Genomic DNA, 15374 nt, shown 5'->3' on the forward strand with positions numbered 1-15374 from the left:
GTACTCAGGAAAGGTAGCAGTCCTAACGTCGATACCTAGTATGACCAGTTGACGTTAAAGCCGGCGTTGAAGCGACGGGTCTGAAAACCCGCCGGCTTGCTAAGCGGCGTACCGACAAAAACGTCCCAGAGCAGCCCCTTGGCCCCGCCGCGCAGGCCAATCACAGCACCGGCTAAGTGCTGCCCAATCAAGAAGTGGGCGGATGACCCGCCCACTTCTGCATAATCAGCACCCAAATAAAGCGTCTGACCGGTGCGATTCAGCGACCAGCTTAGGTCATTGCGCACCAGCCAGCCTCGGTCGCCGATCAAGGCGCTTTCGCCATCAAAACCGCGCACGGTATAGCGCCCGCCGATGGAAAAGCGTTCCGGCAACGCGAGCGGCGTGCGGCTCCATTGTCCGCGCCATGCCGTGGTGTAGCGTAGTCGCTGTGCAGCAATGGTCAATGGGATGGTCAGTTGAGCGTCTGCAGTAATCAGCGATGGGCGCGACGTCCCCTCGCCAAAAAATTCCTCCGGCGCCGGCTGAGCCCCTAACATACCCGTACTTTTGCGATACGCCACGCCGCCCTCCAGCGTGGCGGAACCGATGAATTCGCGGTGACTTAAACCGATTTCCCAGCCCGCCGTGTGGCGGCGCTGTACCTCGATCTCGGTGTCATCGATGAAGCTGTGCGCATGGCGTAGCCACCCGCGCACATGAGCGTAGGTCTTGCGCACGGCATCGCGATAAAGCAGGCGCGAGAGGCGCACTTCAGTAAGATCGCCATCACCACCGTAGCGGTAGGTTTGGTAGGCGCCCACGACCGGCTGGTGATAATCATAGCCACTGGTGGTGAAACCCAGGAGCCAGTAACGATACGGCACCTCATAGTGAACGGTGTAGCCACGCGTGCCTTTGGGGCCGCTATGCCCGCCGCCAAGGTCGTGGTTGAAGCTGGCGTAAAACAGATCATTAAGCGTCCACCAGTTGTCGTACGAAACGGTCACGCTACCCTGGTACCGACCCGTGTACCGGCTGCCTGCATCGTCGATAGAGACGTTTAAACGCACCGGATGCGCCTGTGTCCACGCAATCACCAGGTCGCTTTCGCCAGGCTGGGCGTCGGGCCCTTCAGCCGGTGTGATTTGGATGTCAGCGTCGGCCGTCGGCACGCGCTTGAAGTTTTCCAGCGCCTGCTCGAGGTCACGCAGGTTGAGCAAATCGCCTGATGTAATCGGCACGGCGTTCCACCGCGTCGCGCGCGGACTGCTATCGTCGGTGAAACGGATCGCGCGGATCCTCCCCGGAATAAGCGTGAGCGCCAACGTGCCAGCCTTCAAATCCTGCGGGGCCGCCAGCACACGCGTGGTCACGTAGCCACGCGCGACAATCGCATTTTGCACCCGCTTCATCGTCAGGTTGATGCCTGCCGTGCCCAGGCAGCGGCCAATGGCCGGGTCGTCCGGTGGATTGGCCGCCGCTAACGCCCATTGGAAGTGCGTGGCCGTGTCGCCGTCGAGTGTTATGCGCTCGATGCGAAAACAGGGCGACTCTTGCGCGGGAAGACGCGCTTGCTCAGGCGCTAACGGGCGTGTCAACCGCACGTCCGGCGTGGCCTCACGCTGCTGCCGAAGTACGCGCTCGCGTTCCTGCTCGCGCAGCGGCTGCTGTTCGGCACCATCGAGCGGTAGCGCTTGCGCCAACATCATCGGCGCTAGACCCACGCAAAACCCTACCCCTTTTCCGCCCCACTGGCGATGACCAACCGCCTGCTTCCCCTTTTTCCTTATCATAATAATCACTTTTTGCCTAGCGCTAGCAGCTAAATAACGCATGCTAGGGCCAATCCTAGCAGAACTCGCGCGCTCCACACTCGAGCAGCCGCCGCAGTCCTCCGTTATAGGCTGGCCGCGAGCGTAAAGGCATGAAGAAGCGATCGGCCCGGCACCACCATGTTGATCGGGGTACATGCTGTTTCCAGCCGCAACACCGTAAGGACCCGGTGAAGGCCCCCCAGACGAAATTTCCATCGATTAGGCCGCGGCGAGCGACCAATGATGTGCCATTCACCGGTGAGTGGGTCATCCAGCCACGCTGCAGGCAGCGGACCAGCATTGGCAACAAGCAGTGAACCGCAGCTGGTTTGGTGCAGACTCCAATGCTTAAGAGTGATTCATCGGGCTTTACCCGACCTCGAAGGATGAAGCAAACCTCTAATGCCGCCAGATCCGCCACAGGATAGTATGCGTCGGCAGCGGTGGTCGAAGTCAGCTCATTATCGGATGCGCCGAACTCATTTGACAGTTGGACCCACAGCCAAACGCTGGAATTTCAGAACGACCCTGATTCTGGAGCAACCTCAGCCCCTTGGCCGCCTCGATGGTCTCGGCCAGCGAAGAGGTATCAGGAACCTTGTGTGCTAAGGCTGGTTAAAAGATCTCAGTTCATGGCGCTGGTGAACCACTCGCCGGACAGAATAGCGAACTGATTGATGGCTTGCCGCCAAGGGATAAGCGGCATCTACCCATTCTTTTCGATATTGCGCAAGGCTACATACATCAGCTTGTTGTCGGCTTCGTCGCTTGGGAAGCGACCGCGATTTTTCACGGCCTTACGCAACTACATGTGCATGCTTTCAATGGCGTTGGTAACTGGCATGATACGAACCGGTACCCCGCGTATTCCCGCCGCGAAGTTTTCGGCGTAGGTTACGACTATCCGAGACAGGAGCACCGGGTATCACCGGCTCCCATTGGCGTTGCCACCTCGCTGCGCGGGTATGTCAGGCGAGCCAGTTCGATCCATCCGCCAAGAACCCAGAAATAGCCGCGTCGCATCCTGCTAGCCGATGCCATCGTCATGACGCTCAGGTAACATGTTGATCGGGCATCTTCTTGCCTCCAATCAAAGTTCAACCGCGCGCACGCGACTGGGCGCCACATCGGTGAAGCGCGGTACGTCAGCCATCACTTCAGGCACTTCCGGCGAACTAAACGCGGCCTTCACTGCTGCTTCGTCGCGGAAAATGCATTCGCAGATGGCGATAGTGCCGACCTGACCTGCAGCAGGAAAAAACGCAGTAGCGCTAAGCAAGCCGTACTGTTGCCAAGCCTTCATCACCAGCGGCAGATGATGGGTGACATAATAGGTTCGGTCAAACCGGGTTTGCGGTGTGCCCTGATAGGTCACATACACGACCACCGGCGTGTTACTTGTGCTCATAGAGGTGCCTCTATCTACCGGATCTGATACCAGAAAATTATTAATAGCGAACGATGGGGCTGCGGCGAGCAGGGCGAAAGTGCAGCATACAATTTGCATGAAGCGTTGGAACATGGCAGCGTTTCCTCAGTAAAAAGTGGGGCAATTCGATCTGTTATGGCTCGGAAGCCCTCGTTAATATACCAATCAATACCTATCTTACGGACGCTACCTCGCCTGCGCACAACCCGCCATTGGCAAGCACAAGCGATCACGCTACGTACGCGGACGGTCAGGGCTTTTTCGGTCCCGTTCGCTTTCGACCGGACACTAACGTAAGCAAGTGGCATTGCTTTGACTTATGTACCGATTGGTACATTAATGGGCACCTACGAGATTGTCAACGGTTTACGTATCTTTAGTATATTCACCATGGAGCAATTCTGGAGCTTGAGATGGCGACAATGGGACGCCCGCGAACCTTCAATCGAGAGCAAGCGGTCGAGGAAGCAATGCATCTTTTCTGGGAGAACGGCTACGAGTCGACGTCGTTGAGCCAATTAAAGGCCTGCATCGGCGGAGGCATCTCCGCGCCAAGCTTTTATGCAGCCTTCGGCTCTAAGGAGGCACTATTTCATGAATGCGTGCAGCGCTATCTGGCCACCTACGCTCGGGTGGTGGAGTGCCTGTGGGACACCGGTCTGTCCCCGCGCGATGCCATCGAAACGGCATTACGCCGTTCGGCCAAGATGCAGTGCGAGCGCGGGCATCCGAGGGGATGTATGGTCGGCTTAGGCGTACTGAGCGCCCCTTCCGAGAAGCACTCGGCAGTTACCGCACCGCTGACGCGTTCACGTGCACAGACCCGAGCCGGCATTGTTGCATGCATTGAGCGGGGCATCGCCAGCGGCGAACTGCGCGCCAATGTCAATGTCCGCGCCTTGTCTACGGTATTCGACAGTTTCCTGCTAGGTCTGTCCACCTTAGCTCGAGACGGCGTTCGCCACACCGTCATAGATGCCGCTATCACCCATGTCATGTCGGTTTGGGATGCATCGCGAGCAGTCACAGTGAATCCCCATCAGCGGAACGCCGCTAAGCCAAGCAAGACTGGGCTGCCAAAGCTACGCTGATAGGATGCAGCTAAGGCTGCAAATAAGGCCGCGCAGAGGCGGCTACATGGTGCAGGGCCTGCGTTTGTCGGATGAAACTGGGCGCCAGTTCCGGTCACACGCTTGAACACGTCGGCGTGTCCGACCTTCAGCGGCGTGTCTGGCCATCAACGTTTTCGAACGCTGGCGCAGCGCGTCAAAGCGCCCGGCGTGCTGCGTTGGATCGGCGAGCGACCGTTCATTTCATTGAACAACGGGTTGACTGACCGCATGGCGCTAAGACCAATGAAACATCCAATCTAATTTTTTAAGTGCGGCGGCTGGCGGCGCTATGCGTTGTGCTGCTCCAAACCAAACCTATTATTGCTGCATCGCCAGCTTCAGTCCAAGCAGGACGAAGATGATGCCAATCATTTTTTTCTCCCAGCGGCGCAGCCAGTGTAAACGCGACATGATGCGGCCAAGCGAGCGTATCGAAAAGATTACAGCCGTCAAGTACAACATGCCTATGGCGACAAAGATCAGCCCGAGCACGACGAACTGCCAAAACGTCGCACCGCGCTCCGGCTGCGCAAACTGTGGCAGGAATGCAAGAAAGAACAACGCGACTTCTGGATTGAGCACCTCGATCAGCATCGCTTGAACAAAGGCCTTCCTAGGTGAAACCGCAGCCGGCTTCGGCGTGAGCGCATACCCAAGTGTCGGTTTCTCGAGCAACGCCTGCACCCCAAGATAGAGTAGATACGCGGCGCCGGCCAACTTAACGATATTGAATGCCAGCGCTGAGGTCATCAGCAACGCGGATAAGCCCACTGCTGCGCAGAGCGTGTGGATAAGATCTCCAGCCGCCACACCGAGCCCGGTGAATACGCCGATTGTGCGGCCGCCTTGTACTGTGCGCGTGAGCACCAGCAACACGGCTGGCCCGGGAATCAGCAACAGTCCGAGCACGACCACGACAAAGGTGCCCAAAGTCGAAAAGTCCAGCATCGAAAGCTCCTATCGCCGTTCATCGATCACCTCAAGCCACGTCCATGCTTGCCGCCATTAAGGCTGACACATGCGCAATATCAGCCCATAGCCATTCTCGTGAGCCTGAGCGCGATTGCTGCGCGTGTGTAGCATGCGATTTTCGCGCGGGCAACGTCTAGACAACCACAGCGTGTTTTGCAAGTCAGTGAATAATGCTTCGAAGCTCTCGCTTCGTTTGGCAACATGGAAGCATTCCCAGCGCGAGAAGGCCAGCACGAAATGATACAGCCAGTGATCGAATGGCGAGCTGGCGATCGTCACGCGTAGCCCAGCCATGTCGGTAAAATCCGACAGGTCTTGTGCACCACACTCGTGCTGCTGCGGGGAAACTTCTCTTGGTAGGCCGGAACTTGCCCGCCAGCACCGCACGCGTCGTTCCAGAGTGCAGTGTGTGCTGTCCGGATACCGCCCAGCATGTGCTGTATCTGGATACTGCCCGGGGGTGATCAGGCTGGAACTTGCGCAGGACCGTGATGTCTTTGCGCAATAGATGCTCGCCAATTCGTACAATTGACTCTGCCTGCAAATCGTGTTACGTCGTCGGGCCACTGCGAGGCGCACTGGCGCTGGCATCCACAGCAGCGGACAACCTCAGTTGCGGCGGTATTGCACAGCAGGTGACGGACAAGCTGCCAATGTTGCCCATGTTCGAACTGATTGAGCCAAGACACGGAAGTCGATGTGAAATGAACAGGGAAGCGCCGATAATGAGCGGACCAGCTATTGATCGAAGGCGTGTTGTGTGTACCGTGGTTGCCCATCACCAGATGCCCGTCCATTTCGACGGGCACGCTGGCGATCGTGCGCGCATTACGGCTTGCTGACGCCAAACAGGTTCATGATCTGCTGGCGCTCTGCCGAATTCACATCGGGCGGCGGCGCCGGCGGTTGCATGCCAGCTGGCCCCACCGTGCCAAACTGTGCGTTCGAATCGCTTGCGCCGGCCGGCGCGTTCGCGTCGAGCCCGATCGACGCGACAAAGCCGTTACCCGGCGTCTTGTCCGCGTAGAACAGTTCGCCATCGATCGTCGTCAACCCTTCGGGCACCGGCGCTTGGTACTGCGGCACGCCGCGCAGCGCGCGCCCCATGTACTGGACCCAGATTGGCAGCGCCAGTTGCGCGCCAAATTCTCGACTGCCGAGCGATTTGGGGTGGTCGTAACCCATCCACGCGACCGCGACCAGGGTGTGCTGATAGCCGGCGAACCAGCCGTCCTTGGCGTCGTTGGTCGTCCCAGTCTTGCCAGCCAGGTCGCCGCGATGCAACGCGTTGGTTCCCGAGCCCGTGCCTACCGACGCGACCGAATGCAGCAGGCTGTTCATCACATACGCATTGCGCGGCGCAATCACCTGCGGTGCATCCTGGCCGGCCACCAGCGGCTGGGCCTGCAGCAGCGGCTCGCCGTGCGCATCGTCGACCTGCGCGATCAAATACGGATTGACCCGATAGCCACCGTTCGCGAAGATTGAATAGGCTGCCGCCGACTGCAACGGCGTCACCAGCCCCGCGCCCAGTGCCATCGGTAGGTAGGGTGGCGTTTTGTCAGGGTCGAAGCCGAACCGCTCGGTCACGTATTGCTGCGCGTACTGCGTGCCGATATACGACAGAATCCGGATCGATACCAGGTTCTTAGACTTCTGCAACGCCACGCGCATCGGCATCGGGCCCTCAGGTTGGTCATCGTCCTTCGGTTCCCACGCCTGCCCACCCGGTGTCGTCGGCGGAAAATACAACGGCGCGTCGTTAATGATGGTCGCCGGGCCCAACCCTTTTTCCAACGCGGCCGAATAAACGAACGGCTTAAAGCTCGAGCCCGGTTGCCGCCACGCCTGTGTGACGTGGTTGAATTTGTTCTTATTGAAATCGAAGCCGCCGACCAGCGCGCGGATCGCACCATTCTGCGGCACGACCGACACAAGCGCACCCTCGACCTGCGGCAGCTGCGTAATCGAGGCCCGACCGTTCGCATCGCGCACGATGCGGATGACCGAGCCTGCTCGGATCCGCACTGCTGCCGACGCACGGGGCGACAGTGCGCCTGCGGCAAAGCGCAGCCCGTCGCCTCTGATCTGCACGACGGTGCCGTCGGACAACTGCGCATCGACCTGCCGCGGGCTCGCATCAATGACCACGGCGGCAAGCAAATCACCATTGTCCGGATGGTCAACGAGCACGTCCTCGATCGCCTGATCGCGCTCGCCCCCGGCGGGCGGCAGCTCGATGCCCGCCTCCGGTCCGCGATAGCCATGGCGGCGCTCGTAGTCGAGCACGCCTTTGCGTACCGCATCGTAGGCGGCGGCCTGATCCGCCGAGTCGATCGTCGTCGTGACCGTCAGCCCGCGCGTATAGGCTTCGTCACGATATTGCGCGTACATCGCCTGGCGCACCATTTCGGCGACGTATTCCGCGTGCACACTGTATTCGTTGCCCGCCGTGCGCACGTGCAAGTCTTCATGGATCGCTTGGTCGTATTGGTCTTGCGTAATGTAGCGCAGCTCGAGCATGCGCTTCAGGATGTACTCTTGCCGCACCTTCGCACGCCTGGGATTAACGATCGGGTTGTAGGCGGACGGCGCCTTCGGCAATCCCGCCAGCATGGCGGCCTGCGCTAGCGTGATGTCCTTCAGGTCCTTGCCAAAGTACACGCGGGCCGCCGCGGCAAATCCGTACGCGCGCTGACCGAGATAGATCTGATTCATGTACAACTCGAGAATCTGATCCTTAGACAGCGCCGCCTCGATCTTATAGGCGAGCAACATCTCGTAGATCTTGCGCGTATAGGTTTTTTCGCTGGACAGGAAGAAGTTGCGCGCTACCTGCATCGTAATTGTGCTCGCGCCCTGCGCACGCCCGCCGTGCACTAGGTCCGTGATGCCCGAGCGCAGGATACCGATGAAGTCCACACCACCGTGCTCGTAGAACCGATAGTCTTCGATCGCCAGCACAGCCTTCTTCATCATGTCGGGCGCGTCCTGGATTCGCACAAGGCTGCGGCGCTCCTCGCCGAATTCGCCGATCAACACGTGGTCGGCCGTGTAGACGCGCAATGGCACCTTAGGGCGATAGTCAATCAACACGTCCAGCGATGGCAGCTTTGGTCGCATCACAACCAGCGCGTAGCCCAGCACCAGTGCGCCAATCACTGCGGCGACCGCCACCAGGCCGGCAAAGCCCAGCATAAACGAGGCAGCCAGCGAGCGCGACCCGCCCCGCTGGCGTGCCGCGGCACGCTGCCGCGTCGGTGGTGCACGACGCTCGCCGTGTTGAGGATCGGACGGATCGGGTCGTTTTACGGTAGGCATGTCAGGATAGCGCCGCGGTCTTGTCGACGCGCGTGATGTTACCGCCCCGTGCGGATTGCGGCGTCGCGACAAAACGCGCATTTTAATGCGTGCACGCGGCACTCCCCCCGACTTTTTTGTAAGCAATTGCTGACGCACGCTACCGTGCCGCGTCGGCGCCACGTTGTGTATGATCCTCCCATCAGGCAGCGCGGCGGCGCAACGAATCCGCCATCAACCCGTCAAAGCGCAGGCATAGCTGCGCGCGCCGGCCAACGGCGCGACAAGTGCGGCCCTTGCAACCGCCCGCCCGGTCCTACTATTCGCGGCGGCCGATGCTCGGGCGCGGCCCAATCAACGGAGGAATTCATGTCACTACTGAACACCATCTCGCGTACGCTCAAGGGCCTGTTGAACGACGCAGCCGAATCGGTCCAGGATCCCGCGCGCGACGCACGGCAGATCGTACGCGAACTCGACAACAGCATCGCGAAGGCGGAGAACTCGCTGATTGAGATCGAAGCGCAGGTCGCGATGCAGCGCAGCAAGCGCGACGTCGCCGATGACAAGGTGAAGAAGTACGAAGACGGAGTGAAACGCGCGCTGCAAGCCGGCGATGAGGCACTGGCTCGCGAAGCACTCAGTGCCCAGGCGAATGCACAGGCCGAACGCGACGCGATTGCAAAGGAACTGGCGGCACTGGAGCCGTCGGTGGAACAGCTCAAGCAGCAAATCAACGAGATGCGCGAACGTCGCAACGACCTGAATGCGCGCTCGAACATCCTGCAAGCCAAGCAGCAGATTGCGCAAGCGAAGGACACGGCGGCCACCGCGCTGGGCGGCATCGGTGGGCAAAACCTTGCAGAGGACTTTCAGAAACTCGAAGACAAAGTCGCACTGCAGAACGCGCGCTCCGACTCGCGGCTGAACTCGGCCGACGAGCGTAGCGGCAAAGCGTTAGATGACAAGCTGGCCGCGCTGTCCAAGGGCCCCTCTGTGGACGATCGTCTCGAGGCGCTGAAGAAGCAGCTTGGTACGACTGCCCAGTCGTAAACCGCGTGCGCCGCGCTCCGGCGCACGCCTCTGTATGGGCCGATGCATGGCCCGATCAAACGATGAAGAAACTACTGGCGATCATCCTGGCCGGCGCCGCCATCGCAGCGTCGGCTGCAGCTTTTGCGGTGCCCAGCACACGCGAAGTCAACAACGCAATTGCACGAGGCAACTGGCAGCAGGCGCACAGCCAGCTCGTCGAAGTGTTGCGCGCGCATCCGAACAGCGCCCATGCACACTACCTGTACGGCCAGGTACTCGCCCAGGAAGGCCGAGTCCCGGACGCACTGGCCGAACTTCAGAAAGCGCGGGCGCTCGACCCTAAACTGCGTTTTGCCTCCAGCGCCGCGCAGTTCAACGCCATCGAGGCGCGCGTGCAGCAACAGGCCGAACATGCGGTGTCGCGCAGTAGGCCGTTGCCGTCTGCGCCCGCGATACTGCCCGGCACCGCCGGCACGGCGGTGGCGCCCATCGCGCCGCCTTTGCAGGCGTCACGCCACAGCCCGTCGATCGGCCGGTGGATCGGCTTTGTTATCGTGCTCGCGTTGGTCGTACTGCTGGTGCGACGTACCGTGTTGCGCGCACGTTCGAATGATGATAGTCGCGCGAAGGAGCAGCGTCGCGCGCAACTCAAGCATGCAACCGAACTGCTGAACGCGACGCGCTCGCTCAAGCTCGATGTGCGCCTCTCGACGGTGCCGGGACATGAAGCACTACTTGGCGAAGTCGACGCGATCGAAACCGCGTTGCGCGAGTTGACCGACAAACTTGCGAACCACGGTAGTCCGATGCCAGACTACGCACTCGAGGATCTCAAACGTCGTCTGGACAGCGCCCGGGCCCGCACTGAAGGACGAGCCGAGCCGAATGCGGCCGCGGGCAACGCCGGCACCGGTACCGGTAAGTCGTCAAGCAGCGGGAACCCGTCCGTGTATGCCCAGGAAGCCGAACGGTTCGGCCATGCACAAGGCGGCGCGGCGCCGCCGACGCAACCGCAACCGCAACCGCAACCGCAACCGCAACCGCAACCGACCGTGATCGTGCAGCACCCAGGCGGCGGTGGGAGTAGCATGGGCGGGCTGTTGACCGGCGTGCTGCTCGGTCAAATGCTCGGGGGCAGCCGCGAGCAGGTGATCGAGCGCGATGTGATCGTCGATGACGAGCGCCGGTGCGACCATCCGGGCACACAGCTTGACCCAGGATTCGATGTCGGCCGCGGCAACGACGATTGGGGCGACAACACGAGCGGTAACATCGACGTCGGCGACAACGACGACTCGAACTGGACCTAAACAGCCCACGCATTGCGCGCCGCCGATGGGACGTCTACTGCAACTGCAATCGCAACTACGGCTACGGCTACGGCTACGGCTACGGCTACGGCTACGGCTACGACTACGACTACGACTACGACTACGACTACGACTACGACTGCAGCATAGATTTGCCGGCGGACAATCGCCCGATGAAACGCTGCGCCGCATCCAGCAACGCATCGCGGCTCGCCAGCGCATTGATATCGTCTTGCGATAATTCCTCGGTGGTCATCACGCGTAGGATCGTTCGAATGCGGCGGCCAGCCTGACGGCAACGTCGTCGGCCCGTTCCGGCAGCACGTTGGTAAAACTCATCAACAGCGCCTCACGTCGCCGCTGATGCAAATACCACGGCGACAGCGCATCGGGCGCGAGGCCGCTGCGCACCGCTGCCCGGGCCAGCAATACGTCGTTCGCCAACGAGCCGTCGCGTGGCGCGGAAGACTCACGCAGCCAGCCAATCAGATGCATGCCGCCAACGCTGGGCGAAATATCCAATACGCCGCCGACGCGACGGTGCAACGCCGCGGCAAGTGCGTCGCGCCGCGCCGCATACGCGGCACGCATCCGGCGGATGTGCCGGCTGAAATGTCCGGCTTCGATAAAGGCCGCGATGCTTTCCTGCAGCGTCAGGGCCGGGGGCGGCGCTAGCAACGCGGCCACCTTGGCCAAGTGCCCGGCGAGCGCAGGCGGCGCGACGATATAGCCGAGCCGCAGGCCGGGCGCGAGCGCCTTGCTGAAGGAGCCGACGTAGAGCACCCGCTCGCCGCCATCCAGGCTTGCCAGCGCGGGCAACGGCCGGCTTGAGTAGCGGAATTCCCCATCATAGTCGTCCTCGACGACCCACGCGTTGGCGCGCGCCGCCCAGTCCAGCAACGCAAGCCGCCGCGGCAATGACAGCGATACCCCCAGCGGCGCTTGGTGCGAAGGCGTGACCAGCGCCATGTAGGCCCGTGGTGCCTTCGCCACGCCAGCACCGACATCCAGTCCTTCGTCGTCCACCGGCACGCCAACCAATTGCGCGCCGGTCAGCTTCAACGCGTCGCGTGCCCGCCAGTAGCCAGGATCCTCGAACCAGATCAGGCGCGACGCCGTCGCCGGCAATAACGCCGTCATCAACAGTCCAAGTGCGCCATGATACCCGTTCGTAATAATGATCCTGGCAGGGTCGCAGTCTATTCCGCGTGCTATCGCAAGATGGCCGGCAATCGCATAACGTAAGCGGAACTGACCTTGCGCATCACCGTAACTGAACGCCTCCGTGGCCAACGCGCGCCCTTCGTGACTAGCCACCCGGGCCCACAGCTTGCGCGGGAACAAGTCCAATGCAGGCAGTCCCATTTGCAATGGCGCCACGGCTATCGCGGCACTCACCGGTGCACTATTGGCCGACGGTGCAGGTGCAAGCTTCACCGGTCCATGCTGTGGTGAGAGTCGTGCGTTGACCCGGGTGCCAGCTGCGCCGCGCGTCTCGATGAATCCTTCCGCCGCGAGCAACTCGTAGGCGAGTTCAACCGTGCCACGGGCGGTATTGAGTTGGGTAGCGAGCGCGCGCGTGGACGGCAGCCGCATGCCGGGGGGCAACCGACCGTCCAGAATACCCTCGCGCAGCCGGGTGACCAGTTGCCGATACATTGGCTCACCACGCCGGCGATCTAGCGCTAGCGTGCAGGCCCAATCGGCCGCCGGCATCGTGCTGGGCCGGCCTTCGCGCGCCACGGCCCGCTTGCCGCCGTGCTCCGCTGTCATCGCCCTGCTCCAGCTTGCATCATGGCCTAATCATTTAAACCGTTTTTGGCCTTTTACGATAACCCATTCGCCGCCTACGATAAAGGCTCATAGTCCATTGACGCGAAAGGAAACCATGATGAGCCAACCCCGCCTGCCTTACCGTGAACTGTCCAAGGATGCCTATCTTGCATTGGCGTCGGTCAACGCCGCGCTGGGACGCTCCACGCTCGGCCAGAAGTTGTGTGACCTTGTGTTCCTACGTGTATCACAAATCAACGGATGCGCGTTTTGCGTCGACATGCATTCACACGACCTGGTTCAGCAAGGCGAAGACGTGCAGCGCCTGCTCAGCGTGCCGACCTGGCGCGAGACCAAGCTGTTCGATGCGCGGGAGAGCGCCGCGCTGAACTGGGCCGAGCGCCTGACCACACTACCTGGCGGTCATCCAGCCGATGCCGATTTTGAGGCACTGAAGGCTCACTTCAGCGACACGGAGATTGCCGACCTGACTTTCGCGGTCGCGGTGATCAATACCTGGAACCGACTCGGCGTCGGCATGCAACTGCCGGTTACACGCCGTACCGATAGCGCCGCTTGAGCCGCTGGGCCGGAAACCCCATTCACGAGAGCGCAAAAATAGCGGCTTGCTCGCAGCGTCAAGCGGTGGGCGTGGACAACGCGTCATCGCTGCCCTTGGCTATCGCGATCTGTTCGATCAGGCCTTCGAGCAGTGTGAAGTTGACTGGCTTGGTCAGATGCGACATAAAGCCGGCCTCCAGACAGCGGCGCACGTCATCATCCGAGCCATAGCCGGTCAGCGCCACCGCCGGCACGCGTGCGCCAGTCTCCATGCCCCGCAACGCCGTGATCAGGTCCAGCCCCGTACCATCGGGCAAGCCAATATCGCTGACCACGAGATCGAAGCGCCGCTGTCGTGCAGCCTGCAGCGCCGAGGCCACGGTCCCGGTCGCGATCACGTTGTGGCCAAAGCCCTCGATGAGCTGAGCCATCACGTCGGCTGTGTCCTGGTGGTCCTCGACCAGCAGGATGTCCAGCGTGGCACGCTGCGGCGCCGCCGCGATCGTGCCGCGCTCCATCACCGGCCCGGGTGCCTCGACACTAGGCAGCACGATTGTAAAGGTGGCGCCGCGCCCTAATCCCTCACTGGCGGCGTGCACCGTCCCGCCATGCACGTCGGTCAGCGCCTTGGTGATTGCCAGGCCCAGGCCCAGGCCACCGTACTGCTGGGTGGTGCGCCGTCCCCCCTGCTCGAATGCGTTGAAGAGTCGCCCCAGTTGCTCTGGCGCGATGCCGATACCGCTATCCTGCACGTCAATCCGGATCTGTGGTGCACCCGCTTCGGATGGCGCCTCGGCATCGCGCGTGCGCAGCACGATGCGGCCACGCTCGGGCGTAAACTTGGCTGCGTTCTTGATCAAGTTCCACAACATCTGTTGCAACCGCGCACGGTCGCCACGCACGAAGCGATGCTGTGCAGCGCAATCCAGTTCCACACGCAATTGCTTGACCTGGATGTCGCTGCGAAAAATCTCCAGCACCGCATCGATGAGTTCATGCACGTCCACCGTCTCCAACGCCAGCAGCAGCTTACCGTTGGCCACCCGCGTCAAATCCAGTAAATCGTCGATCAGGCGGGCCTCCAACTCGATGTTGCGTCGAATGATCTTCATGGCAGAGCGCACCGGATCGGGAACGTCACGAGCGCGCTCGAGCATTCGCGCACTGGCCAACACCGGCGTAAGTGGCGTGCGCAATTCGTGCGACAACATCGCGAGAAAACGGTCCTTCGCACGATTGGCCTCTTCGGCCGCCTGCCGCGCCGCCTGCTCGGACTGGAGCAGCCGCTCGCGCTCGTCGCTCGCCTCGCGCTGATCTTGAATGTCCGTACACGTGCCGAACCACTTCACAATGCGCCCGTCTGCTTCGTGCAATGCCGTGCCTCGCACACAAAACCAGCGATACACGCCGTCATGACGCCGCAGCCTTACCTCACGGATGAAGCTGTCCGTGCCCCGCCCGATGGTCTGTCGCCATGCATCACGCAGTGCGGGAAGATCATCGACATGTACCGCGTCGAACCACCCGGCACCGAGTCCCGCGCTAGCCGGCATTCCGGTGTAATCCGACCATTGCCTGGACAGAAAATCGCATTCGCCGCTCGGCGTGCAAGTCCAGACCAGATGCGGCAGCGCTTCAGCAATGGTCCGATAGTGCCGCTCGCGATCGCGCGTGCGCTCAGACTCCGCCACAACACGCCGCATCCGCGCTTCGTTCAACGCACGTTCGACGGCCTCGGGCAGGTAATCGAGGTAATCGGCCGCTTTCGGCACCACATCGGACACACCGGCACGCAACGCCTCAATGATCCGCGACTCGTCCGAAAAGCCTGTCGCCAGGATGGCCGGCAGTTTGATCCCGCGCGCAACCAGTCCGCGGAAAAAATCCAGTCCGGTTTGTGGCGTACCGAGCCGGTAGTCGAGCACGAGCAGATCGGGCAACGGCTCGCCAATGCAATCAAGCGCCTGCTGCACCGTCGAACATGCGCTGACACGATAGCCGGCCCGCCGCAACGCACGCGCCGCAAGCAGTAGGATGCCCTCGTCATCGTCGAGCACCAGCACGTGAGCATCGCTGGACATGATCA

Annotated in this window: 11 protein-coding genes and 1 pseudogene; 4 read left to right on the plus strand and 8 right to left on the minus strand. The window is 61.4% G+C overall.

Annotation, left to right across the window (positions count from 1 at the left end; all coding sequences use genetic code 11):
• Positions 1-35: 35 nt before the first annotated feature.
• From KQH55_RS07185 to KQH55_RS07195, 3 genes and pseudogenes are all read right to left on the minus strand, one after another.
• Complete coding sequence (locus tag KQH55_RS07185; protein WP_083703677.1) at positions 36-1691, minus strand: ShlB/FhaC/HecB family hemolysin secretion/activation protein; 1656 nt, start codon at positions 1689-1691, stop codon at positions 36-38.
• Positions 1692-2421: 730 nt separating this feature from the next.
• A pseudogene (locus KQH55_RS16845) lies at positions 2422-2646 on the minus strand (transposase); the annotation flags it as partial.
• 240 nt (positions 2647-2886) lie between these two features.
• Positions 2887-3318 (minus strand): EthD family reductase, encoded by a 432-nt coding sequence (locus tag KQH55_RS07195; protein ID WP_235090498.1) that lies wholly within the window; start codon positions 3316-3318, stop codon positions 2887-2889.
• Between the two features lie 320 nt (positions 3319-3638).
• Between KQH55_RS07195 and KQH55_RS07200 the strand changes: the two genes are divergently transcribed.
• The gene (locus tag KQH55_RS07200; protein WP_235090499.1) at positions 3639-4316 is read left to right on the plus strand and encodes a TetR/AcrR family transcriptional regulator; all 678 of its coding nucleotides are present in this window, start codon (positions 3639-3641) and stop codon (positions 4314-4316) included.
• Positions 4317-4655: 339 nt separating this feature from the next.
• On the opposite strand, the gene KQH55_RS07205 is transcribed toward KQH55_RS07200, so the two are convergent.
• Positions 4656-5285, minus strand: coding sequence for a LysE family translocator (locus KQH55_RS07205; RefSeq protein ID WP_076795417.1), 630 nt, complete (start codon positions 5283-5285; stop codon positions 4656-4658).
• An 852-nt stretch (positions 5286-6137) separates the two neighbouring features.
• A complete protein-coding gene (locus tag KQH55_RS07215; protein ID WP_235090500.1) occupies positions 6138-8630 on the minus strand; it encodes a penicillin-binding protein 1A in 2493 nt (830 codons plus the stop codon).
• A 348-nt stretch (positions 8631-8978) separates the two neighbouring features.
• On the opposite strand from KQH55_RS07215, the gene KQH55_RS07220 reads away from it, so the two are divergent.
• Positions 8979-9662 carry a PspA/IM30 family protein gene (locus KQH55_RS07220; protein ID WP_235090501.1) on the plus strand — a complete coding sequence of 228 codons (684 nt, stop codon included), beginning with the start codon at positions 8979-8981 and terminating at the stop codon, positions 9660-9662.
• Between the two features lie 62 nt (positions 9663-9724).
• On the plus strand, positions 9725-10954 hold the full coding sequence (locus KQH55_RS07225; protein ID WP_235090502.1) for a tetratricopeptide repeat protein: 1230 nt from the start codon (positions 9725-9727) through the stop codon (positions 10952-10954).
• Positions 10955-11087: 133 nt separating this feature from the next.
• Here KQH55_RS07225 and KQH55_RS16525 read toward each other — a convergent pair whose 3' ends face one another.
• Both KQH55_RS16525 and KQH55_RS07230 read right to left on the minus strand, forming a co-directional pair.
• On the minus strand, positions 11088-11213 hold the full coding sequence (locus tag KQH55_RS16525) for a hypothetical protein (protein ID WP_255763094.1): 126 nt from the start codon (positions 11211-11213) through the stop codon (positions 11088-11090).
• Positions 11210-12727, minus strand: coding sequence for a PLP-dependent aminotransferase family protein (locus KQH55_RS07230; RefSeq protein ID WP_235090503.1), 1518 nt, complete (start codon positions 12725-12727; stop codon positions 11210-11212). Before KQH55_RS07230 ends, KQH55_RS16525 begins: the two co-directional genes overlap by 4 nt.
• Before the next feature lie 115 nt (positions 12728-12842).
• On the opposite strand from KQH55_RS07230, the gene KQH55_RS07235 reads away from it, so the two are divergent.
• Positions 12843-13307: a carboxymuconolactone decarboxylase family protein gene (locus KQH55_RS07235; RefSeq protein WP_373566369.1), complete on the plus strand. Its 465-nt coding sequence runs from the start codon at positions 12843-12845 to the stop codon at positions 13305-13307.
• Between the two features lie 58 nt (positions 13308-13365).
• Here the strand turns inward: KQH55_RS07235 and KQH55_RS07240 are convergent, their stop codons facing one another.
• A complete protein-coding gene (locus KQH55_RS07240) occupies positions 13366-15369 on the minus strand; it encodes a response regulator (RefSeq protein ID WP_076786932.1) in 2004 nt (667 codons plus the stop codon).
• Positions 15370-15374 lie beyond the last annotated feature (5 nt).

The sequence above is a fragment of the Mycetohabitans sp. B3 genome (genome assembly GCF_021498065.1).
Classification (GTDB): Bacteria; Pseudomonadota; Gammaproteobacteria; order Burkholderiales; family Burkholderiaceae; genus Mycetohabitans.